The sequence below is a fragment of the Pseudomonas agarici genome (genome assembly GCF_001543125.1).
GTDB classification, from domain to species: domain Bacteria; phylum Pseudomonadota; class Gammaproteobacteria; order Pseudomonadales; family Pseudomonadaceae; genus Aquipseudomonas; species Aquipseudomonas agarici.
This window is the reverse complement of sequence record NZ_CP014135.1, coordinates 1879268-1902094: the sequence shown is the minus strand read 5'-3', so window position 1 is coordinate 1902094 and position 22827 is coordinate 1879268. Positions and strand designations below refer to the sequence as shown.

The following is a 22827-nucleotide window of genomic DNA, read 5'->3' as shown; positions in this document are numbered from 1 at the left end:
ATCACGAGATGGCCGTGCAAGACCTGCTGTCCCAGGATGAGATCGATGCCCTCTTGCATGGTGTCGATGATGGTCTGGTACAGACCGAAAACCCTGCCGAACCCGGCAGTGTCAAAAGCTACGACCTGACCAGCCAGGATCGCATCGTCCGTGGACGCATGCCGACCCTGGAGATGATCAACGAGCGTTTTGCCCGTTATACCCGTATCAGTATGTTCAACATGCTGCGCCGTTCCGCCGATGTGGCGGTGGGCGGCGTTCAGGTGATGAAGTTCGGCGAGTATGTGCATTCGTTGTATGTGCCGACCAGTCTCAATCTGGTCAAGATCAAGCCGTTGCGTGGCACGGCCCTGTTTATCCTCGATGCCAAGCTGGTGTTCAAACTGGTGGACAACTTCTTCGGCGGCGACGGTCGTCATGCCAAGATCGAGGGACGTGAATTCACTCCCACCGAACTGCGTGTGGTGCGCATGGTGCTGGAGCAGGCCTTCATCGATTTGAAGGAAGCCTGGCAAGCGATCATGGAAGTCAATTTCGAGTACATTAATTCGGAAGTGAATCCGGCCATGGCCAATATCGTCGGCCCGAGCGAAGCAGTGGTGGTCTCCACCTTCCACATCGAACTCGACGGTGGCGGTGGCGACCTGCACGTGACCATGCCGTACTCGATGATCGAGCCGGTGCGCGAGATGCTCGATGCCGGTTTCCAGTCGGACCTCGACGACCAGGACGAACGTTGGGTCAAGGCCTTGCGCGAAGACGTGCTGGACGTGGCGGTACCGCTCAGCGCCACGGTGGCGCGGCGTCAACTGCGCCTGCGGGACATCCTGCACATGCAGCCAGGGGATGTGATCCCCGTGGAGCTGCCCGAGGATATGGTCATGCGCGCCAACGGCGTGCCGTCGTTCAAGGTCAAGCTCGGTTCCCACAAGGGCAACCTGGCATTGCAAGTGATTGAGCCGATCGAGCGCCGTTGAGCGGGTCGATCAAGAATAGGCTGTGTTAACTGATTTTCTGCCCGCCGAGGACAACTGATGGCTGACGAACACAATTTGACTGACGACCAGGCCCTGGCCGACGAGTGGGCGGCTGCCTTGGAAGAGTCCGGCGAAACCGGCCAGGACGATATCGACGCCCTGCTGGCGGCCGATGCCGCTAGCGCGCCGAGCTCCCATCGGCTGCCGATGGAAGAGTTCGGCAGTGTACCCAAGAGCCATGAGCCGGTGACCCTCGACGGTCCGAACCTGGACGTGATCCTGGATATTCCGGTGTCGATTTCCATGGAAGTCGGCAGTACCGATATCAATATTCGCAACCTGCTGCAACTGAACCAGGGATCGGTGATTGAGCTCGACCGGCTGGCTGGCGAGCCGCTGGACGTGCTGGTCAACGGCACCCTGATTGCCCACGGCGAAGTCGTGGTAGTTAACGAAAAGTTCGGTATCCGGCTGACGGACGTGATCAGCCCGAGCGAACGCATCAAGAAGTTACGCTGAATGAACAGGTTCTTCGGAAGTCTCCTGTTTTTGCCGTTCAGTGTGCTGGCTGCCGAACCCGTGGCCAACGCGGTGGCTGCGCCAGCAGCCAGCGGCGGTATGGCCGGGCAACTGACACAATTGGTGTTGGGCTTGCTGCTGGTATTGGCGATCATCTTTGCCCTGGCCTGGCTGCTGCGTCGTGTGCAGCAGGCGGGACCGACGGGTAAGAAGAATCAGGTGATCGAGCTGATCGGCTCCCGTGCCCTCGGACCGCGTGACCGGCTGGTGCTGGTGCAAGTCGGCAACGAGCAGATCCTGCTTGGGTTGACGCCGGGCTCCATCACGCCGTTGCATGTGCTCAAGGAGCCGGTTGAGGTGCCGAGTGGCGAGCCGGCGAGCGCGGAGTTCGCTCAACGCCTGATGGAGCTGCTGGGTAAGGACAAGAAGTGATGGCGCCGTTGCGGCTTATCCTTGCTCTGACGCTGGTGCTGGTCGCGCCATTGGCGTTCGGCGCCGATCCGCTGTCGATCCCGGCAATCACGCTCGGCACCGGGGCCAACGGGCAGCCGGAGTACTCGGTCAGCCTGCAGATCCTGCTGATCATGACCGCGCTGAGTTTTATTCCGGCGTTCGTCATCCTGATGACCAGCTTTACCCGGATCATCATCGTCTTCTCGATCCTGCGTCAGGCCCTGGGCCTGGCGCAGACACCGTCGAACCAGATTCTGACCGGCATGGCGATGTTCCTGACCCTGTTCATCATGGCGCCGGTCTTCGACAAGGTGAACCAGGACGCCCTGCAGCCCTACCTGGCCGAGAAACTCACGGCCCAGGACGCGGTGCTCAAGGCCCAGGGGCCGATCAAGGACTTTATGCTGGCACAGACCCGCAGCAGCGACCTGGAGCTGTTCATGCGCCTGTCCAAGCGCACCGACATCGCCACACCCGACCAGGCGCCACTGACCATTATCGTGCCGGCCTTCGTCACTTCCGAACTCAAGACTGCGTTCCAGATCGGTTTTATGATCTTCATTCCGTTCCTGGTTATCGACCTGGTGGTCGCCAGTGTGTTGATGGCGATGGGGATGATGATGCTGTCGCCGCTGATCATTTCCCTGCCGTTCAAGATCATGCTGTTTGTATTAGTGGATGGCTGGGCGTTGATCATCGGTACTTTGGCGAGCAGTTTTGGTGGTGTCTAAAACCTTCACGAGTAGCGCGCCATGACGCCTGAAGTTGCCATTGACATCTTTCGCGACGCCCTTTGGCTGACCACCCTGATGGTCACGGTGCTGGTGATCCCGACCCTGCTGGTGGGCCTGCTGGTGGCGATGTTCCAGGCCGCCACGCAGATCAACGAACAGACCCTGGGTTTCCTGCCGCGCCTGCTGGTGATGCTGATCACCCTGATTGTCGCGGGTCCGTGGCTGGTGCAGAAATTCATGGAATACATCCTGTCGCTCTACGGCAGCATTCCGCAGGTCATCGGCTGATATGTCGCTGCTGGCCCTGACGGACACGCAGATCAGTACCTGGGTCGCCAGCTTCATGCTGCCGATGTTCCGGGTCGGCGCGGTGATCATGACCATGCCGATCTTTGGGACCACTCTGGTGCCACGGCGCATACGACTGTATTTCATCGTGGCCATCACCGTGGTGATCGCGCCAGGCCTGCCGCCGATGCCTGCGGTACATCCGCTGGATCTCAGCGGGTTGATGTTGATCGCCGAGCAGATCATCTTCGGTGCCTTGCTCGGCTTCTCCCTTCAGCTGTTTTTCCAGGCTTTCGTGGTCGCCGGACAGATTGTCGCGGTGCAGATGGGCATGGGTTTCGCCTCCATGGTCGACCCGATCAACGGTGTCTCCAGTGCGGTGATCGGGCAGTTCTTCACCATGCTGGTGACGCTGATGTTCCTGGCGATGAATGGTCATCTGGTGGTGTTCGAGGTCTTGATCGAGAGTTTCACCACCTTCCCGGTCGGCAGCGGGCTGTCGACCACGGATCTGTGGGTGATTGCCGGCAAGCTCGGTTGGGTCCTCGGTGCCGCGCTGATGCTGGTGCTGCCGGCGATCACCGCGTTGTTGGTGGTCAACGTGGCCTTCGGAATCATGACTCGCGCCGCGCCGCAGTTAAACATCTTCTCCATCGGTTTTCCGCTGACCCTGGTGCTGGGGATGTTCATCCTCTGGGTGAGCCTGGGCGATATTCTCAATCAGTATCAGCCGTTGGCCGTCGAGGCCTTGCAGTTTCTACGTCAACTGATACGGGCACCCTGAGCCATGGCGGAGAGCGAGAGCGGTCAGGACAAAACAGAAGACCCCACGGAAAAAAGAAAGAAGGAATCCCGCGAGAAGGGCGAGACTGCCCGTTCCAAGGAGCTCAACACCCTGGCGGTGATGCTGGCCGGGACGGGTGGCCTGCTGGTCTTTGGTGGGGCGCTGGCCCAGGAGATGGCCGAACTGATGCGCCTGAACTTCACGCTCTCGCGGGAAGTGATACTCGATCAGCGTTACATGGCGACCTTTCTCCTGCAGTCGGGCAAGATGGCGATCTGGGCGGTTCAGCCCATCCTCCTGACCTTGCTGTTGGCTGCCTTTATCGGCCCAATCTCCCTGGGTGGTTGGTTATTCGCGGCGAGCAGCATGGCGCCCAAGTTCAGCCGGATGAACCCCTTACCTGGGCTCAAACGAATGTTCTCGGTCAAGGCCCTGGCGGAACTGCTTAAGGCCCTGGCGAAATTCATCATCGTGCTGTTGGTAGCGCTGGTCGTGTTATCGTCGGATATCGACGATCTGGTGCGGATCGCCCATGAACCCCTGGAATCGTCGATTATCCACAGCCTGCAAGTGGTGGGCTGGAGCGCCTTGTGGATGTCTCTCGGACTGTTGCTGATTGCCGTGGTGGATGTGCCGATACAGCTCTGGGAAAGCCACAAGAAACTGCTGATGACCAAGCAGGAAGTGCGTGACGAATACAAGGACCAGGAAGGCCGGCCAGAGGTCAAGCAACGGATTCGCCAGTTGCAGCGCGAGATGTCCCAGCGGCGCATGATGGCGGCGATCCCCGAGGCGGACGTGGTGATCACCAACCCGACCCACTATGCGGTGGCGCTCAAGTACGACGCCGAGAAGGGCGGAGCGCCGGTGCTGCTGGCCAAGGGCAATGACTTTATCGCCCTGAAGATTCGTGAGATCGCTGTCGAACACCAGATCATGCTGCTCGAATCACCGGCCCTGGCGCGGTCGATCTACTACTCCACCGAACTGGACCAGGAGATTCCGGCGGGCCTCTACCTGGCGGTGGCGCAGGTACTCGCCTATGTCTTCCAGATCCGCCAGTTCCGCGCAGGCAAAGGCAAGCGCCCGGACCCGCTCAAGGACAACCTGCCGATTCCACCAGACCTGCGCCGCGATTCCTGAAGGTTTATTCGCTAGGTGTCACGGCCATCGCCGACCAGCCGGCGCCTCCGGATCTGTTGATCGTCCCTGTATTTTCAATTATTTCACCGGAGTTGGAAGGTTTCTTGCACAAGCAGATTTTGCGACGCTTTCAGCGTCAAAAGTTTGCTTCAAAGTGACGAGGAATACCGGTGGACCGCACTCAATTTATCAACACCGCGCGCAGCAACTTGAGCGACCTCGGCCGGGGCAACCTGGGCGTGCCGCTGTTGTTGTTGGTCATGCTGGCGATGATGATGTTGCCGGTGCCGGCGTTCCTGCTGGACGTTTTCTTTACGTTCAACATCGCCTTGTCGATCGTCGTCTTGCTGGTTTGCGTCTACGCCTTGCGGCCACTGGACTTCGCTGTCTTCCCGACCATCCTGCTGATTGCCACGTTGTTGCGCCTGGCCCTGAACGTGGCCTCTACTCGCGTGGTGATGCTCCACGGTCAGGACGGGCATGCCGCCGCGGGCAAGGTGATCCAGGCCTTCGGCGAAGTGGTGATCGGTGGTAACTACGTGGTCGGTATCGTGGTTTTCGCCATCTTGATGATTATCAACTTTGTCGTGGTGACCAAGGGGGCCGGGCGGATTTCCGAGGTGAGCGCGCGTTTCACCCTCGATGCGATGCCGGGCAAACAGATGGCGATTGACGCCGACCTCAACGCCGGCCTGATCGATCAGCCGCAAGCCAAGCTGCGCCGCTTGGAAGTGGCTCAGGAAGCCGAATTCTACGGTTCCATGGACGGTGCCAGCAAATTCGTGCGCGGTGACGCCATCGCCGGTTTGCTGATCCTGTTCATCAACCTGATCGGTGGCATGGCGGTCGGGATCTTCCAGCACAACATGTCATTTGCCGACGCCAGCAAGGTCTACGCGTTGCTGACTATCGGCGACGGTTTAGTGGCGCAATTGCCATCACTGTTATTATCCACGGCGGCAGCCATTATGGTGACCCGTGCTTCCGGCTCGGAAGACATGGGCAAGCAGATCAACCGGCAGATGTTCGCCTCGCCTAAGGCCCTCGGGGTGGCCGCCGGCCTGATGGCCGTGATGGGATTGGTACCGGGCATGCCGCACTTTTCCTTCCTCAGCCTGGCCCTGGTAGCGGGCGGTGTGGCCTATCTGGTCTGGAAGAAACAGAACGTGGTCAAGGTCCAGGCCCTGGCCGAAGTCCAGCGTCAGCAGGAGCTTCTGCCTTCGCCGGCGCGTGCCATGGAAACCAAGGAACTGGGCTGGGATGACGTCACGCCGATCGACATGATCGGTCTGGAAGTGGGCTATCGCTTGATTCCGTTGGTGGACCGCAACCAGGGCGGGCAATTGCTGGCGCGGATCAAGGGTGTGCGCAAGAAGCTCTCCCAAGACCTCGGCTTCCTGATGCCCACCGTGCATATTCGTGACAACCTCGATCTGGCGCCCAGTGCTTACCGCCTGACCCTGATGGGCGTGACCCTGGCCGAGGCCGAGATTTACCCGGATCGCGAGCTGGCGATCAACCCGGGTCAAGTCTACGGCACTCTCAACGGCATCACCGCCAAGGACCCGGCCTTTGGCCTGGAAGCGGTCTGGATCGAAATCAGTCAGCGTGCCCAGGCGCAGTCGCTGGGTTACACGGTGGTGGATGCCAGTACGGTCGTGGCGACTCACCTCAATCAGATTCTCTACAAGCACTCCAGCGAACTGATCGGCCACGAAGAAGTCCAGCAACTCATGCAACTACTGGCCAAAGGCTCGCCGAAGCTGGCCGAGGAACTGGTACCGGGCATCATTTCTCTGTCGCACCTGCTCAAAGTGTTGCAATGCCTGCTCGCTGAACACGTACCGGTACGCGATATTCGCAGCATTGCCGAGGCTATCGCCAACAATGCCGCCAAGAGTCAAGATACTGCCGCCTTGGTGGCCGCGGTGCGTGTTGGTTTGTCGCGCGCAATCGTCCAAAGCATTATAGGGCTTGACTCCGAGCTGCCTGTGATCACCTTGGAACCCAGGTTGGAACAAATATTGCTCAATAGTCTGCAGAAGGCCGGACAGGGCTCGGAAGAAGGGGTTCTGCTGGAACCGAGCATGGCTGAAAAGCTGCAGCGTTCACTGATCGATGCCACTCAGCGTCAAGAGATGCAAGGACAGCCGGTGATCCTGCTGGTAGCCGGCCCGGTTCGCGCGATGCTTTCGCGGTTCGGCCGCCTGGCGGTACCCAGCCTGCATGTCTTGGCCTATCAGGAAATTCCGGACAATAAGCAAGTTACCATCGTTGCCACAGTAGGGCCCAACGGCTGAGGTAGTGGGTTATGCAAGTTAAGCGTTTTTTCGCCGCCGATATGCGTCAGGCCATGAAGCTGGTTCGTGATGAGCTGGGCTCGGACGCCGCTATCATCGGCAACCGCCGGATTGCGGGCGGTGTCGAGCTGACGGCTGCCCTGGACTACAAGCTCTCGGCCCTGACGCCACGGGTGCCGAACATGGAGCTCGAAGATGAGCTGCGCAAGACCCAGTCGCGGATTGCCACCGCTCGAGCCGAACTGAGCCTGCGTAGCGAAGGCGACAGCGATGCAACCACCAATCGCCAGTTGTTCGCCGGTTTGCCGCTGACCGCCGCCGAGCCGCTGATTGAACCGACTTTCGACGAGCCACGACGCTCGGCCCCGGCGCCTGTTGCCTCGGCCCCGGCGGTGGACCCACGGGTCTTCGACTCGATGCGTTTCGAACTCAACGGCCTGCGCGAATTGCTGGAAGTCCAGCTCGGCTCCCTGGCGTGGAACCAATTGCAAGGTAGCCAGCCGGCACAGGCCAATCTCTGGCGCCGCCTGCAGCGTATCGGACTGTCCGGTCCGCTGTCGCGCGACCTGCTGGCGCTGATCAACGGCATCGAAGAACCGCGCCAGGCTTGGCGTATGCTGTTGGCGCACCTGGCCCGGATGATCCTCACCCCCGAGATCGAGCCGTTGGAGGAGGGTGGAATTATCGCGATGGTTGGCCCGGCTGGAATGGGCAAGACCACCACGCTGGCCAAGCTGGCGGCGCGCTACGTGCTCAAGTACGGCGCGCAGAACATCGCCCTGGTGAGCATGGACAGCTTCCGGATCGGTGCCCAGGAACAGCTCAAGACACTCGGGCGAATCCTCAATGTGCCGGTGACCCATGTCGATCCGGGCCAGTCTTTGGTGCAAGCCCTCGATCCGCTGCTGCGCAAACGCGTGGTGCTGATCGACACCGCTGGCCTGCAGGCCAGCGACCCGGCCTTGCGCATGCAACTGGAAAGCCTGGCCGGGCGCGGGATCAAGGCCAAGAATTACCTGGTCCTGGCCACGACCAGCCAGAAACAGGTGCTGACCGCTGCCTACCACAGCTACAAGCGTTGTGGGCTGGCCGGCTGCATCCTGACTAAACTGGATGAAACGGCCAGTCTCGGCGAAGTGCTGAGCCTGGCCATCAGCCATGAATTGCCAGTGGCCTATCTGACCGACGGTCCAAGGATTCCGGACGATCTGCATTTGCCGCGCCGCCACCAGTTGGTGAGTCGCGCAGTCAGTGTGCAAATGCAGGACAGACCCAGCGAAGAGGCGATGGCCGATATGTTCGCGGACATCTACCATCAGTCCTCGAAACGAGTGGGTTGAGGTCATTATGAAGACGTTGCCATGCACCTATATCGATAGTCTGCCAGGCAGTAGTTCCGTTCGAGAACGCGTGGCCAGTTATGTGGCCTTCCGTCTAAGCAAGACAAGGTAAGAAGAGAACATGGGCAGCATGCATCCCGTACAGGTGATTGCGGTGACCGGCGGCAAGGGCGGCGTCGGCAAGACTAACGTGTCAGTGAACTTGTCCCTGGCATTGGCTGAGCTTGGCCGGCGGGTCATGCTGCTGGACGCCGATCTGGGGTTGGCGAATGTCGACGTCCTGCTGGGGTTGACCCCCAAGCGGACCCTGGCCGATGTGGTCGAGGGGCGCTGTGAGCTGCGCGATGTGTTGCTGCAGGGACCGGGCGGGATCCGTATCGTCCCGGCCGCCTCCGGCACCCAGAGCATGGTTCATCTAAGCCCGGCTCAGCATGCCGGCCTGATCAACGCCTTCAGCGATATTGGCGACAACCTCGATGTGTTGGTGATCGATACTGCCGCGGGTATTGGAGACTCGGTCGTCAGTTTCGTCCGCGCGGCCCAGGAAGTACTGTTGGTGGTCTGCGACGAACCGACCTCGATCACCGATGCTTATGCGCTGATCAAGCTGCTCAATCGTGACTACGGTATGAACCGCTTCCGGGTGCTGGCCAACATGGCCCAGAGCCCGCAGGAAGGACGCAACCTGTTCGCCAAGTTGACTAAAGTCACCGATCGCTTCCTTGATGTCGCCCTGCAATACGTCGGTGCGGTTCCTTACGATGAATGCGTGCGCAAGGCTGTGCAGAAGCAGCGTGCCGTCTACGAAGCGTTCCCTCGTTCGAAATGTGCGCTGGCGTTCAAGGCCATCGCCCAGAAGGTCGACACCTGGCCGTTGCCCGCCAACCCACGGGGGCATTTGGAGTTTTTCGTCGAACGTCTGGTGCATCGGACGAGCGCGGGACCGGTGCTATGACCGCCAGTGGCTATCGCATGTATTCCAACTCGTCGCGTGACAGCCAGTATGAGTTGATCGAGCGTTATACGCCGTTGGTCAAGCGAATCGCCTATCACTTGTTGGCGCGGCTGCCGGCCAGTGTCCAGGTCGAGGATCTGATCCAGGCGGGCATGATCGGTCTGTTGGAAGTCTCAACCAAATATGACGCCAGCAAGGGTGCAAGTTTTGAAACCTATGCCGGTATCCGGATTCGCGGTGCAATGCTCGATGAGGTCCGCAAGGGCGACTGGGCACCCCGTTCGGTACACCACAATACCCGTATGGTCAGTGACGCAATCAGGGTAATTGAAGCGAAAACCGGTCGTGATGCTAAAGATCACGAAGTCGCAGCCGAACTCCAATTGAGCCTCGATGATTATTACGCAATTTTGAACGATACCTTGGGCAGCCGACTGTTCAGTTTCGACGACCTGTTGCAGGACGGCGAACATGAAGGGCTGCATGAGGATGGCGCGAGTGCTCATCTCGAACCGTCACGCGACCTGGAGGATGAACGCTTCCAGACCGCGTTGGCGGATGCGATTGCCAATTTGCCGGAGCGTGAGCGACTGGTGTTGGCGCTGTACTACGACGAGGAGCTGAACCTCAAGGAAATCGGTGAGGTGCTGGGGGTCAGCGAATCACGAGTCAGCCAGTTACACAGCCAGTGCGCGGCCCGTTTGCGGGGGCGTTTGGGGGAATGGCGAGCGCGTTGACAGGCGGTGTGGGGGACACTGCGAACGAGACCGATGCGGCGTTTGACGGTGCCTCGGCGCTCGGTCGGTAGTGATTTCCATGCAGTAGGGGCTGTCGAAAGCTGTGCCGAATTGATTGAACAGCGCGTTCAGGTGCTGAAACGCGTTTAAGACTGCTTGGAGGTCGAATTGAACAAGAACATGAAAATCCTCATTGTTGATGATTTCTCAACGATGCGGCGGATCATCAAAAACCTGTTGCGTGACCTCGGGTTCACCAACACGGTCGAGGCCGATGACGGTACCACCGCCATTCCGGTCCTCAATAGCGGTAGCATCGACTTTCTGGTCACCGATTGGAACATGCCCGGCATGACCGGCATCGACTTGCTGCGCCATGTGCGTGCCGATGAAAAACTCAAGCACCTGCCGGTGCTGATGGTCACGGCCGAAGCCAAGCGCGAGCAGATCATCGAAGCCGCCCAGGCCGGCGTCAACGGCTATGTGGTCAAACCATTCACGGCCCAGGCGCTGAAAGAGAAAATCGAGAAGATCTTCGAACGCATCGGTTGATGAAGTCCGCCACGGGGGCGCTATGGAGCACAACGAATCTTCACTGGGCGATTTTGAATCGACCCTGAAAAAACATGCCCGTGAACTGGTCGACAGCCTTGAAAAGGGCCGCTTCGGCGACGCGGTGCAAATGATCCATGAGCTTAACCAGACCCGTGACCGCGGCCTGTATCTGGAAGTCGGCAAGCTGACTCGCGAACTGCACAGCGCCATCGTCAATTTTCAGATTGATCCGACCATGCCGCAAGCCGAGGAGGTTTCGCAGATCACCGACGCGACCGAACGCTTGTCCTATGTGGTCCGGCTGACCGAGGCGGCGGCCAACCGCACCATGGATCTAGTGGAGAGTGCCACCCCTCGGGTCAACGGGCTGAATGACGAAGCCAAGGCGCTGAGGAACGACTGGGGGCGCTTTATGCGGCGTGAGGTCGGTGCCGAAGAGTTTCGCGTGTTGGCCCGGCGAGTCGATGATTTCCTCTCGCGTAGCGAGCAGGAGACCCGTGCGGTGTCGAACGATCTCAATGACATTCTGCTGGCCCAGGATTACCAGGACCTGACCGGCCAGGTGATCAAGCGCGTCACGCAGATGGTCACCGAAGTCGAAAGCAATCTGCTCAAACTGGTGTTGATGGCCAGCCAGGTCGATCGTTTTGCGGGTATCGAACACGACCGCGAAGCCATCCTCGCGGAAAAAGATCCACAAAAACAGATGGCCAAGGGTGAAGGTCCGCAAATTCATGCCGATAAACGTGAAGACGTCATGTCCGGTCAGGACGATGTCGACGATTTGCTTTCCAGCCTTGGATTCTAGGAGCACCCCTACACATGAGCTTCGGCGCCGATGAAGAGATCCTTCAGGATTTCCTGGTTGAGGCCGGCGAGATTCTTGAGCAACTGTCCGAGCAACTGGTCGAGCTGGAAAGCCGCCCGGATGACGCGGATCTGCTCAATGCTATTTTTCGCGGTTTTCACACTGTAAAAGGAGGCGCCGGCTTCCTCCAGCTCAACGAGTTGGTGGAGTGCTGTCACATCGCCGAGAACGTGTTCGACATCCTGCGCAAGGGTGAGCGACGCGTCGACTCGGAATTGATGGACGTGGTTCTGGAAGCGCTGGACGCGGTCAACGGCATGTTCGGCGAAGTGCGCGAACGCCGCCCGATCACCGCCGCCACCCCGCAACTGTTGGCAGCCCTGGCGCGCCTGGCGGAGCCGGCAGCCGCTGATGAAGCAGCGGCTGCCGTGGAAGCGGTCGTCGTCGAGCCGTCCGCCGATTCCGGCGACATCACCGACAATGAATTCGAGTTGCTCCTCGATTCACTCAATGCGGTCAAGGAACAAGCGCAAGTGCCCGTGGCGCCGACCCCGAGTGCTGCCCAAGCAGGTAGCGACGAGATCACCGATGCCGAGTTCGAGTCGTTGCTCGATCAGTTGCACGGCAAGGGGCAGTTCGCCCCAGCGGTTATTGCTGCCGAGGCCGCCGTCGCGGCGAGCGCCGCACCGGCACCGGACTCGGCGCCGGAAAGCGGCGATATTACCGATGACGAATTCGAAGCCTTGCTCGATCAGTTGCATGGCAAGGGTTCGTTCAAGGTTGATGCCCTCGACGCGGCTGTGGCCTCTGCACCAGTGGCGAACGCCTCCGACAGTGCTGCGGTCGCGAGCGGCGACCTGATCACCGATCACGAGTTCGAATCGCTGCTCGACGAGCTGCATGGCAAGGGCAAGTTTTCCGAAGTGGCGGGTGGCACCACCGCTGCCGTTGCCCCACCGACGGCAGCCAAGCCGGCTGCGGCGCCTGTCGCCAAAGCCGAAGCCAAGGTCGAGCCGGTCAGGCCTGCGGCGGCGCCCGCGCGTGCGCCGGCAGCGACGGCGGAAAAACCGGCCAGCGAAGCCGAAACCACCGTGCGGGTCGATACCGCGCGCCTGGACGAGATCATGAACATGGTCGGCGAGCTGGTGCTGGTGCGTAACCGTCTGGTGCGCCTGGGCCTCAACAGCGGCGACGAAGCCATGTCCAAGGCGGTGTCCAACCTCGACGTGGTGACCGCCGACCTGCAGACTGCGGTGATGAAGACCCGGATGCAGCCGATCAAGAAAGTTTTCGGGCGCTTCCCGCGCCTGGTTCGCGACCTGGCCCGGCAGTTGAAGAAAGAGATCAACCTGGAACTGGTGGGCGAGGAAACCGACCTCGACAAAAACCTCGTCGAGGCCCTGGCCGACCCGTTGGTTCACTTGGTGCGAAATTCGGTCGACCACGGCATCGAAGAGCCGACCGAGCGTGAAGCGATGGGCAAACCCCGCAACGGTCGGGTCGTACTGTCGGCGGAACAGGAAGGCGACCACATTCTGCTGTCGATCTCCGATGACGGCAAGGGTATGGATGCCGACGTGCTGCGCGGCATTGCAGTGAAGAAGGGCCTGATGGACAAGGATGCGGCGGACCGTCTCAGCGAGACCGAGTGCTTCAACCTGATCTTTGCCCCAGGCTTCTCGACCAAGACCGAGATTTCCGATGTGTCCGGTCGTGGCGTTGGCATGGACGTGGTGAAAACCAAGATTGCCCAGCTCAACGGCACCATCAATATCTACTCGACCAAGGGCAAGGGCTCGAAGATCGTCATCAAGGTGCCGTTGACCCTGGCGATCATGCCGACCCTGATGGTGATGCTCGGCAACCAGGCCTTTGCGTTCCCGCTGGTCAATGTCAACGAGATCTTCCACCTCGACCTGTCGCGCACCAACGTGGTCGACGGCCAGGAGGTGGTGATCGTGCGAGACAAGGCCCTGCCGCTGTTCTACCTCAAGCGCTGGCTGGTCAGCTCCGCCGCTCACGAAGAACAGCGCGAAGGCCATGTGGTGATCCTGTCGGTGGGCACCCAGCGGATCGGCTTTGTCGTTGATCAACTGGTGGGTCAGGAAGAAGTGGTCATCAAGCCGCTGGGCAAAATGCTCCAGGGCACACCGGGCATGTCAGGCGCCACCATCACCGGCGACGGTCGTATCGCGCTGATTCTCGATGTGCCGAGCATGCTCAAGCATTACGCCGCCCGGCGTATTTGATTATGGTTCGGCGGTGCATGAGTCTGCCGCCGTGCCTAACGGAGTGTTTATGGTAGTCAAGGTCCTGGTGGTGGATGATTCGGGTTTTTTCCGCCGCCGCGTCTCGGAAATCCTTTCGGCGGATCCGAGCATCCAGGTCGTCGGTACGGCGACCAATGGTAAAGAAGCCATCGATCAGGCCCTGGCGCTCAAGCCGGACGTGATCACCATGGACTACGAGATGCCGATGATGGACGGCATCACAGCGGTGCGGCATATCATGCAGCGCTGCCCGACGCCGGTTCTGATGTTCTCGTCGCTGACCCACGAAGGCGCCCGCGTCACTCTCGACGCGTTGGATGCCGGGGCCGTGGACTTCTTGCCGAAGAATTTCGAAGACATCTCGCGGCATCCCGAGAAGGTCAAGCAACTGCTGTGCGAGAAAGTTCACAGCATTTCGCGCAGCAACCGTCGTTTCAGCAGCTACAGTGCACCAACCCCGAGTGTCGCGCCCGCTCCGTCCAACAGTTTTGACCACGGTGCTCCGGCATCGCCCCCTGTGCGCACCGCGCCGCTGGCCAGCCGTGCCCCGGCACCCGCCGCCCCGACCTCGGCTGCCCCGAAACGCAAGGCCTACAAGCTGGTTGCCATTGGCACTTCCACCGGCGGTCCGGTCGCCTTGCAACGCGTCCTGACGCAACTGCCGGCGAACTTTCCGGCGCCGATCGTGTTGATCCAGCATATGCCCGCAGCTTTCACCAAGGCCTTTGCCGAGCGCCTGGACAAGTTGTGCCGGATTAGCGTGAAGGAAGCGGAAGATGGTGACCTCTTGCGCCCAGGTTTGGCATTGCTAGCCCCAGGTGGCAAGCAGATGATGGTCGACGGTCGTGGCGCGGTAAAAATCCTGCCGGGCGACGAGCGCCTGAACTACAAGCCGTGCGTAGACATCACCTTCGGTTCCGCCGCTAAGTCCTACGGCGACAAAGTTTTGGCGGTGGTACTGACCGGCATGGGCGCCGACGGTCGCGAAGGCGCGCGCCTGCTCAAACAGGGCGGCAGTGCGATTTGGGCCCAGGACGAGGCGAGCTGCGTGATCTACGGCATGCCGATGGCGATCGTCAAGGCCGAGCTGGCGGATGCCGTGTATTGCCTGGACGACATTGGCAAACACTTGGTCGAGGCCTGTCTCTGATGGATGTGTTGAGCCTTATTGGCATCATTACGGCGTTTGTCGCCATTATTGGCGGCAACTACCTCGAAGGCGGCCACCTCGGCGCCCTGGCCAACGGCCCGGCAGCCTTGATCGTAATCGGCGGGACCATCGGCGCGGCGCTGCTGCAATCGCCGCTGAGCGCGTTCAAGCGAGCCATGCAGACCCTCGTCTGGATCCTGTTGCCACCCCGCGTCGACCTGCCCGGTGGCATCGATCGTGTGGTGAACTGGAGCCTGACCGCGCGCAAGGAAGGCCTGCTGGGCTTGGAAGGCATAGCCGATGCCGAACCAGACACCTACTCGCGCAAGGGCTTGCAATTGTTGGTCGACGGTGCCGAGCCGGAGGCTATTCGCAGTATCCTTGAGGTGGATTTCTATACTCAGGAAAACCGCGATATCGAAGCCGCCAAGGTCTTCGAAAGCATGGGTGGCTACGCGCCGACCATTGGTATCATCGGTGCGGTCATGGGGTTGATCCACGTGATGGGCAACTTGGGCGATCCCTCACAACTGGGCAATGGCATTGCCGTGGCGTTCGTCGCGACCATCTATGGCGTGGCCAGTGCCAATCTGGTGCTGTTGCCGATTGCCAGCAAACTGAAATCGATTGCCCGGCGCCAGTCGCGTTATCGGGAAATGCTCCTCGAAGGCATTCTGTCGATTGCCGAAGGCGAAAACCCACGCTCCATTGAACTGAAGCTCCAGGGCTTCATGGACTGATGGAGTAGGACATGGCCAGACGTCGCCAACACGAAGAGCATGTGAACCACGAGCGCTGGTTGGTTTCCTACGCCGACTTCATCACGCTGCTGTTCGCCTTTTTTGTGGTCATGTACTCGATCTCGTCGATCAACGAAGGTAAGTACAAGATCATCTCCCAAGCCTTGGTTGGCGTCTTCACCGATACCGACCGCAGCCTCAAGCCGATCCCCATCGGCGACGAACGTCCAGTGACCGTCAAACCCGCCGACCCGCTGATCAAGGAGGCCGAACAGACCGACGCCGCCTTCGGCCAGGGTGCGGCGGACCCACTCAAGAGCATTGCCGACGACATCAGCGCGGCGTTCGGCGACCTGATCAGCACCCACCAAATGACCGTGCGCGGCAACGAACTGTGGGTCGAGATCGAACTCAATTCCGGCCTGTTGTTCGGCAGCGGTGACGCCTTGCCCAGCGACCAGGCCTTCGACATCATCGCCAAGGTGGCGAAGATCCTGGAGCCCTTCGACAACCCGATCCATGTCGAAGGGTTTACCGATGATCAGCCGATCCAGACGGCGCAGTACCCGACCAACTGGGAGCTGTCCTCGGCGCGTTCGTCGAGTATCGTGCGGATGATGGCCATGGAAGGGGTCAACCCGCAGCGGATGGCCTCGGTCGGTTATGGCGAATTCCAGCCGGTGGCCAACAACGCTACCGCGCAAGGCCGGGCGCGCAATCGCCGGGTGGTATTGGTGGTGTCGCGCAACCTGGATGTGCGCCGTAGCCTGACCGGCACGGGTACCGCCAACGCGACGCCGGATGCGGCACTCAAGCGCGCTGGCACACAAACTGCACCGCCAGCGGTAAAGCAAGCGGTACGCGAGAGCTCCGTCAAATCTCCGGCACCTACTCTATAACTTAGCGCCATTTCTCGGCGGGCTCGATGCTTTGCCCAGAGGAACACACCGAATGAGAGTCTGGGCAGTAGCTAATCAAAAAGGAGGGGTCGGTAAGACCACTTCTTCCATCGCTTTAGCCGGCTTGCTGGCCGAGGCGGGCAAACGCGTGGTCGTCGTCGATCTCGACCCGCACGGCTCGATGACCAGCTACTTCGGCTACGACCCAGACACCCTGGAGCACAGCAATTTCGACCTGTTTCAGCACCAAGGCCAGGTGCCTGAAGATTTGCCGGGCCAATTGCTGCTGTCCACCAGTGACGCACGTATTTCCCTGCTGCCTTCCAGTACCGCGCTGGCAACCCTCGAACGGCTGTCGCCGGGACAGAGCGGGCTGGGATTGGTGATTGCCAAGAGCCTGGCGCAGTTGTGGCAGGATTTCGACTATGCGGTGATCGACAGTCCGCCATTGCTGGGCGTACTGATGGTCAACGCCCTGGCGGCCAGCCAGCAGTTGGTGATTCCGGTGCAGACCGAACACCTGGCGGTAAAGGGCCTGGAACGCATGGTCAACACCCTGGCGATGATCAATCGCTCGCGCAAACAGGCCTTGCCTTACAGCATTGTGCCCACCCTGTTCGACCGGCGCACCCAGGCGTCCATGGGCACCCTGCGAGTGTTGCGCGACAAGTTCCCGGAGTCGATCTGGCAGGGCTACATTCCCATCGACACGCGCCTGCGCGACGCCAGCCGGTTGGGGGTTACGCCGTCGCAATTCGACGGCAAGAGCCGTGGCGTGCTGGCTTACCGGGCGCTGCTCAAGCATCTGCTGACCCAGCAGCTCGTGCCGCAGGTGGCCTGATATGATGTACGGCTCAAGTTGCCTGCCGGTCCCGCCGATAACCCCTACAGGTCACTGTAACGGTGCATCTCCATGAGCATTCCGATGAACCGTCCTGTCGACATCGCCACCCGTCCGCAACTGGCATTGCAGTCCTATCTGGATGCATTGCTGCAGGAGGCGACCGGCGAGTTGCCGGTGGCGCTTGCCGTAGAGCCGGCGCTTGTCGGCGAACTGGATGACTTTCAGGCGGCGGTACTCGAAGAGCAGGCTCGTGATGCCCTGGCCGCTGAGGTGACTGTCGCGGCCGTTGCGCGTGCGCCAGTGCCCACTCCGGTCCAAGTGATAGCTGAAGCGGCTGTTCGACCGGTCGCCCCGGTGTGGGTAGAACCGGTGGTTGAGGTGCATCTGCCTCCCGCCCGGAACATCCCACCGCCACCGGTCGAAGGCGACGCCCGCCCGCATTGGGCCGCCGAGCCGTTCGAATGTCTGTTGTTCGATGTCGCCGGGCTGACCCTGGCGGTGCCGCTGGTGTGCCTGGGATCGATTTATTCCCTGGCCGGCCATGAACTGACGCCGCTGTTCGGTCAGCCCGATTGGTTCCTTGGCATCCTGACGAGCCAGGCCGGTAATCTTAAGGTACTGGACACGGCCCGCTGGGTGATGCCTGATCGCTATCGCGACGACTTCCGCCAGGGGCTGCAATACGTTATTTCGGTGCAGGGCTACGAATGGGGGCTGGCGGTGCATCAGGTCAGTCGCTCGTTGCGCCTGGACCCCAGTGAAATAAAATGGCGCACCCGTCGTGGACAGCGACCGTGGCTAGCGGGCACGGTCATCGAACACATGTGTGCGTTGCTCGACGTCTCCGAACTGGCCGAGTTGATCGCCAGCGGCGCGGTCAAGCACCTGCAGTTGCACAAGCCAACCAATAATTGAGCCGGGGCGGTTACTGCGTCCGGCGTTAGACAGCACACACACCGTATCAACGGTAATCAAGGGGCAGGGGTATGAACAAGTCAGCGTCTTCACAGGGTTCCGATGATCCAATCCTGCAGTGGGTGACGTTCAAGCTGGACAACGAGTCCTATGGCATCAACGTGATGCGGGTCCAGGAAGTCCTGCGTTATACCGAGATTGCTCCGGTACCGGGCGCGCCGAGCTACGTGCTGGGGATCATCAACCTGCGCGGCAACGTCGTCACCGTGATCGACACCCGCCAGCGTTTCGGCCTGTTGCCGACCGAGGTCAACGACAACACTCGTATCGTCATCATCGAAGCCGACAAGCAAGTGGTCGGGATCATGGTCGACAGCGTGGCGGAAGTGGTGTACCTGCGCCAGTCGGAAGTCGAGACCGCGCCGAACGTCGGTAACGAAGAATCGGCCAAGTTCATCCAGGGCGTGTGCAACAAGAACGGCGAACTGTTGATCCTGGTCGAGCTGGACAAGATGATGAGTGAAGAAGAATGGTCCGAGCTGGAGAGCATCTGATTGATTCTTGAGGTCGCAGTCATCCTCCTGGCCCTGTTGTGGGTCGGGACGCTGGGCATGTGCCTGGCCTATACCCGCCGCCGGCGGCAGATTGCCGCGCAGCAGGCCGAGGGCGATGCGTTGCGTGACCAGCGCATCAAGGAGCTGGCTCGCCGTGTCGATAACTTCCAGAACGGCACGGTGCGCATGGGCGAGGACCTGCACGAGCTGCGCGCAGTGGTCGCGCCCTTGCCAGACAAACTGGCGCGGTTGGAACAGCGCGATCCCTCGACCCTGTCCTTCGCCCAGGCTGCCCGCCTGGTCGGCATGGGCGCCAGCGTCGACGAGCTGACCCAATCCTGCGGCCTGACCCAGGCCGAGGCGGAGCTGATGAGCAAGCTGCATCGGGGTTGAGGGGGGCTATCGTTCCCAGGCTCCATGATCGTGTCAGCGAACCTCGACGAGGAGTCGGACCGGCAGGCGTTGCGGGGCGGGACCGATGAAGGGGTGCCGCTGGGGTATTCGTTGCAGACCTTGATTGGGGAGATTCGAGCGACGACTTGAGTGGGAGGATGGTGGTGCCTGAGAGAAAAATGGCTATTCAATTGTTGCAACTAATTTCAAGTAAAGTATTTATGGACGATAGCAAGTCCTACAAAAAAGTCGCGATGTAGAGCTGTTGCTTTCAATGGTACGCTCTATATGTTGTGTGAACTATCTTACATACCAATTTTTTAGGGTGAATTAAATCGCTTTGGCGCCTTCTTGTCCTGTGTTGAAATGTTGACAAGATTGAGGGTGTCTATCTAAATTGGAATTGTCTAGCATGCTGTTTGGACAATGCGTAGTAGAGAAATACATAAAAAACCGAAGGTAAGTATTAGGCAGGTCGTGGTGTCTAAGGTGTGTGGTTTCCACATAAATAGGATTTCATAATGTTTGGTCAAGAACGCAAATCCTGGCTGGGCAATTTATATGGATTTTGAACACGCCTTAATTGTGTTAGGTGTTTTTGCTTTTTGCGGTGGCTTGATTGATGCTGCAGTGGGTGGAGGTGGGCTGATACAGTTGCCCGCACTTTTACACGCTTTGCCCCAATACAGTTTGGCTACGGTTTTTGGAACCAACAAGCTAGCTGTTTTGGCGGGTAATTTGTCTTCTGTATTCACCTATCTCAAAAGAATAAAAATCATCTGGAGGCTTATGCTTCCAACTATGATCTCAGCTTTTGTATTTTCATTTTTTGGTGCGCTCTCTGTTTCTCTCGTTCCAAAGAGGTTTATGGAGTATGTTGCTTTCTTTATTTTGATAGTGATGGCTGTTTATATTTTTGTAAAAAAAGACTTAGGTCGAGTCAAATCCAATATTGAAATCGGAAAGAAAGAGGTTTTGCTAGGGGTTTTTTGGGGCGGATTAATTGGTTTTTATGACGGTGTTTTCGGGCCTGGTAGCGGTAGCCTTCTGCTTTTTGTTTTTGTAAGGTGTTTTGGGTTTGATTTTCTAAATGCATCAGCTTCAGCAAATTTGGTTAATTTAGGAACATTTAGTGCCGCGCTGATGTTTTTTATCCCGTCTGGTAATGTCTTGTGGGCAATAGGTGGTGTGGTTTCCATATGCAATATTGCAGGTTCTATCACTGGAGCTTTTTTATCGCTGCGTTATGGCAGTGGTTTTATTCGAATATTCTTTTTAATTTTACTTGTGTTTCTCATCGGAAGGATGGGGGTGTCCATTTTTTTATAAGTAAAGTCGTTTGTAAGTGATCAGCAAACAATCAGCTTGTGATCTTTATTCAATTCAATCCGGATGTGATTGTTGAGGTTTTTCGACGACTTTCGTGCATGCTCGCTGGGCTTCGACGATTCTTTGCGAACAATATATAATTACCATTAAACTAGCGGTCACGAAAATTTCACCCAAAATGTTGGATTTTATTTTTGCGAGCTGTGAATGATTTTCTGAATCAATAATCTTCCCCGCGCTCGGTAATATCTCTCTCCACTGTCGGTGTATTCGAGTCCTGTTCCTGGGGGAATTTGCCCTTTAGGCGCCAGGCGAAGGCAATGATTTCAGCGATGGTCCGGTACAGCTCCTCTGGAATGCTGTCGCCCAGTTCCAGGCGAGCCAGCAGTTTCACCAATTCGGCATTCTCATAGATCGGCACTTTATAGTCGCGGGCCAACTTCAAGATGGCTTCGGCCAGTTGTTCATCGCCCTTGGCGGTCAGGGTCGGGGCTTGCTGGCCATCGTACTTGAGGGCAATGGCCTGGCGTGGGGTATGCGGATTGTTCATGCGGTTTCGTCGACCCAGCGTTGTTCCAGTCGGGTTTGATTGCCCTGTGGCGGTAGGCCCTGATGGCAGTCGAGTTCGCCGACATTCAGGCCACTGGCGCGCAGTTGTTCACGCAACGCTCCCAGCTCGCTTTCGATCAGCGTGGCGGTGGCGGGCCGTTCGGCCCAGAGTCGGCCGGACAAGCTGCCTTGCAGCAGTTGTGCCTGGACGTGGAGCGGGCCTAGCGGCGCAAGATCGAAGGCCAGTTCCACGCGCCACAGCGGCGCCTTGTGCTCGCGTTGTTGAGGCTGCTCACTGGCTTCATTTTCCGAGGTCTCTTCGCGCTGGATCTTGACCTGCAAGGGCACGATGTCCTGCAGGTTACGCAGGGGGATTTCCAGTTGCCAGGTGGTTTGCAGGTTGCCGTCGGGCGTGCGACCGGTCTGTTCGAGGCTCGCCAGTTGATGACTCTGCAGGCGTGAAACGGCGGCGGCAGCCAGGTGCAGCAGGTTCTCCAGGCTACCTTCGCCGGCCAGGGTCCGCAGCAGCCGTGAGGGCAACGGAAAACCAAGGGGTTGGGCCTTGCCGCCGACCTGCCCGAGCGCCCCGAGGGCACTGCGGACAAAGCCTGGCAAGGCCTGGGCCAACACGGCGGCGCCGGCGCCGGGATTGGCGGTCGCGGTGTCCGGCAATTGCGGTATGACCTGGGCGATCAAGCGCAACAGGCTGCCCTTGAAGTCCGGCGTCAGGGTCGGGTTTTGCCCCAGCAGCAGTTTGGCTTCGAAGAACAGCCCACTGTTTTGCAAGGCTTGGGTCAGACCCCTGGGGTTGCTCAGTTGCGCCATATCGGGGAGATCGTCGAGCAGGCTGGCGATGGCTGTGCGCAGATCGGGCGCCTGGGCCAGCTCATCGTTTTGCGGCAGGTTGCGCAGGTGGCTGATCAGGCTATCCAGTGAGCCCTGGCGCGCTTGCTGAGTCAGCAGCTGCTGGGCGACCGCCAACTGCTCCTGGCGGTCGCCCAGCGGCACGAAGCTCAGGTTTTGCGAGTCCTGCACCAGGGCGCTGAGCAGGCTGCCGATCCGCAGTGGCTGCGGGCTGTCCAGGGCCAGGGTAGTGCCGCTCAGCACGGTATTGAGCAGGCTCACCAACGAGCGATAGACCAAGGGTTCGCCCGGCACCGCGGGTAGCACCTGGCGGCTTATGACCTTGCCTTGCAGCAGAGTGCCAGCCGGCAGTTGCGCGGTGTCCAGGCGGGTCAGGACGGCAACGTTGGCACTGCGGGCCTGCAGCACGGTAATGGCCAGGTTGCCAGCCGAGGGTTGGGTCACGGTCAGTTGGGTACCCTGGGGCAGCGGTTGGCTGCCGGTAGCTTGCACGGTGCTCTGGCGACCGTTGTCGGTGGTCAGCTTGAGCAACATCTGGAAAGTCTGACCGGCCTGCTTCAGCGACAGCACATCGGCCTTGACACTCTGTCCGGGAGCGATCAGCCCGTCCTGGGGCGGTGTCAGCCTGAGCAACTCGCTGGCGAGTACCGCCGGACGGCTACTGGCCGCAATCACCTGGGTCAGAGGAGAGATGTTGAGTTCGCCTGTCATCGGGTCGCAACCTGTC

Annotated in this window: 25 protein-coding genes; 23 read left to right on the top strand and 2 right to left on the bottom strand. The window is 59.5% G+C overall.

All coding sequences use genetic code 11. From position 1 onward, the window contains the following. The first annotated feature begins 8 nt into the window (after positions 1-8). From fliM to AWM79_RS08245, 23 genes are all read left to right on the top strand, one after another. A complete protein-coding gene (gene fliM / locus AWM79_RS08350; protein ID WP_017130153.1) occupies positions 9-977 on the top strand; it encodes a flagellar motor switch protein FliM in 969 nt (322 codons plus the stop codon). A 57-nt stretch (positions 978-1034) separates the two neighbouring features. Next, positions 1035-1496, top strand: a complete 462-nt coding sequence (gene fliN / locus AWM79_RS08345; RefSeq protein ID WP_017130154.1) for a flagellar motor switch protein FliN — start codon at positions 1035-1037, stop codon at positions 1494-1496. Beyond that, positions 1497-1928, top strand: coding sequence for a flagellar biosynthetic protein FliO (gene fliO, locus AWM79_RS08340; RefSeq protein WP_017130155.1), 432 nt, complete (start codon positions 1497-1499; stop codon positions 1926-1928). Further along, entirely contained in the window at positions 1928-2680 is a 753-nt protein-coding gene (gene fliP / locus AWM79_RS08335; RefSeq protein ID WP_017130156.1) for a flagellar type III secretion system pore protein FliP, read from the top strand. The genes fliO and fliP overlap by 1 nt, the downstream gene beginning before the upstream one ends. A 21-nt stretch (positions 2681-2701) precedes the next feature. Further along, positions 2702-2971: a flagellar biosynthetic protein FliQ gene (locus AWM79_RS08330; protein WP_017130157.1), complete on the top strand. Its 270-nt coding sequence runs from the start codon at positions 2702-2704 to the stop codon at positions 2969-2971. 1 nt (position 2972) lies between these two features. Further along, positions 2973-3755, top strand: a complete 783-nt coding sequence (gene fliR, locus AWM79_RS08325; protein WP_060782588.1) for a flagellar biosynthetic protein FliR — start codon at positions 2973-2975, stop codon at positions 3753-3755. 3 nt (positions 3756-3758) lie between these two features. After that, positions 3759-4898 carry a flagellar biosynthesis protein FlhB gene (gene flhB, locus AWM79_RS08320; protein ID WP_060782587.1) on the top strand — a complete coding sequence of 380 codons (1140 nt, stop codon included), beginning with the start codon at positions 3759-3761 and terminating at the stop codon, positions 4896-4898. A 170-nt stretch (positions 4899-5068) separates the two neighbouring features. Further along, on the top strand, positions 5069-7198 hold the full coding sequence (gene flhA, locus AWM79_RS08315; protein WP_060782586.1) for a flagellar biosynthesis protein FlhA: 2130 nt from the start codon (positions 5069-5071) through the stop codon (positions 7196-7198). Between the two features lie 11 nt (positions 7199-7209). Then, positions 7210-8538 carry a flagellar biosynthesis GTPase FlhF gene (gene flhF / locus AWM79_RS08310; RefSeq protein ID WP_017130160.1) on the top strand — a complete coding sequence of 443 codons (1329 nt, stop codon included), beginning with the start codon at positions 7210-7212 and terminating at the stop codon, positions 8536-8538. A 121-nt stretch (positions 8539-8659) separates the two neighbouring features. Beyond that, positions 8660-9493, top strand: coding sequence for a flagellar synthesis regulator FleN (fleN, locus tag AWM79_RS08305; protein WP_017130161.1), 834 nt, complete (start codon positions 8660-8662; stop codon positions 9491-9493). Continuing rightward, on the top strand, positions 9490-10230 hold the full coding sequence (fliA, locus tag AWM79_RS08300) for an RNA polymerase sigma factor FliA (RefSeq protein WP_060782585.1): 741 nt from the start codon (positions 9490-9492) through the stop codon (positions 10228-10230). Before fleN ends, fliA begins: the two co-directional genes overlap by 4 nt. Positions 10231-10410: 180 nt before the next feature. After that, positions 10411-10782 carry a chemotaxis response regulator CheY gene (locus AWM79_RS08295; protein WP_003183998.1) on the top strand — a complete coding sequence of 124 codons (372 nt, stop codon included), beginning with the start codon at positions 10411-10413 and terminating at the stop codon, positions 10780-10782. A 22-nt stretch (positions 10783-10804) separates the two neighbouring features. Continuing rightward, the gene (locus AWM79_RS08290; protein ID WP_017130163.1) at positions 10805-11593 is read left to right on the top strand and encodes a protein phosphatase CheZ; all 789 of its coding nucleotides are present in this window, start codon (positions 10805-10807) and stop codon (positions 11591-11593) included. A 14-nt stretch (positions 11594-11607) separates the two neighbouring features. Beyond that, a complete protein-coding gene (locus AWM79_RS08285; RefSeq protein WP_060782584.1) occupies positions 11608-13842 on the top strand; it encodes a chemotaxis protein CheA in 2235 nt (744 codons plus the stop codon). A 49-nt stretch (positions 13843-13891) separates the two neighbouring features. Further along, positions 13892-15013: a protein-glutamate methylesterase/protein-glutamine glutaminase gene (locus AWM79_RS08280; protein WP_060782583.1), complete on the top strand. Its 1122-nt coding sequence runs from the start codon at positions 13892-13894 to the stop codon at positions 15011-15013. Beyond that, positions 15013-15753 carry a flagellar motor protein gene (locus AWM79_RS08275; protein WP_060782582.1) on the top strand — a complete coding sequence of 247 codons (741 nt, stop codon included), beginning with the start codon at positions 15013-15015 and terminating at the stop codon, positions 15751-15753. The genes AWM79_RS08280 and AWM79_RS08275 overlap by 1 nt, the downstream gene beginning before the upstream one ends. Before the next feature lie 11 nt (positions 15754-15764). Beyond that, positions 15765-16652, top strand: a complete 888-nt coding sequence (gene motD, locus AWM79_RS08270) for a flagellar motor protein MotD (protein ID WP_017130167.1) — start codon at positions 15765-15767, stop codon at positions 16650-16652. 52 nt (positions 16653-16704) lie between these two features. After that, positions 16705-17493: a ParA family protein gene (locus AWM79_RS08265; protein WP_017130168.1), complete on the top strand. Its 789-nt coding sequence runs from the start codon at positions 16705-16707 to the stop codon at positions 17491-17493. An 84-nt stretch (positions 17494-17577) separates the two neighbouring features. After that, positions 17578-18411: a CheW domain-containing protein gene (locus AWM79_RS08260; RefSeq protein ID WP_017130169.1), complete on the top strand. Its 834-nt coding sequence runs from the start codon at positions 17578-17580 to the stop codon at positions 18409-18411. A gap of 71 nt (positions 18412-18482) precedes the next feature. After that, on the top strand, positions 18483-18965 hold the full coding sequence (locus tag AWM79_RS08255; RefSeq protein ID WP_017130170.1) for a chemotaxis protein CheW: 483 nt from the start codon (positions 18483-18485) through the stop codon (positions 18963-18965). Beyond that, on the top strand, positions 18966-19358 hold the full coding sequence (locus AWM79_RS08250) for a DUF2802 domain-containing protein (protein WP_017130171.1): 393 nt from the start codon (positions 18966-18968) through the stop codon (positions 19356-19358). It abuts the gene before it with no gap. A gap of 24 nt (positions 19359-19382) precedes the next feature. Further along, positions 19383-19508, top strand: coding sequence for a hypothetical protein (locus AWM79_RS25855; protein ID WP_279615809.1), 126 nt, complete (start codon positions 19383-19385; stop codon positions 19506-19508). Between the two features lie 411 nt (positions 19509-19919). Then, positions 19920-20687 (top strand): sulfite exporter TauE/SafE family protein, encoded by a 768-nt coding sequence (locus AWM79_RS08245; RefSeq protein ID WP_060782581.1) that lies wholly within the window; start codon positions 19920-19922, stop codon positions 20685-20687. 220 nt (positions 20688-20907) lie between these two features. Here the strand turns inward: AWM79_RS08245 and AWM79_RS08240 are convergent, their stop codons facing one another. After that, positions 20908-21237 (bottom strand): EscU/YscU/HrcU family type III secretion system export apparatus switch protein, encoded by a 330-nt coding sequence (locus tag AWM79_RS08240; RefSeq protein WP_060782580.1) that lies wholly within the window; start codon positions 21235-21237, stop codon positions 20908-20910. Further along, positions 21234-22811 (bottom strand): flagellar hook-length control protein FliK, encoded by a 1578-nt coding sequence (gene fliK / locus AWM79_RS08235; protein WP_060782579.1) that lies wholly within the window; start codon positions 22809-22811, stop codon positions 21234-21236. The genes AWM79_RS08240 and fliK overlap by 4 nt, the downstream gene beginning before the upstream one ends. Positions 22812-22827: the final 16 nt, after the last annotated feature.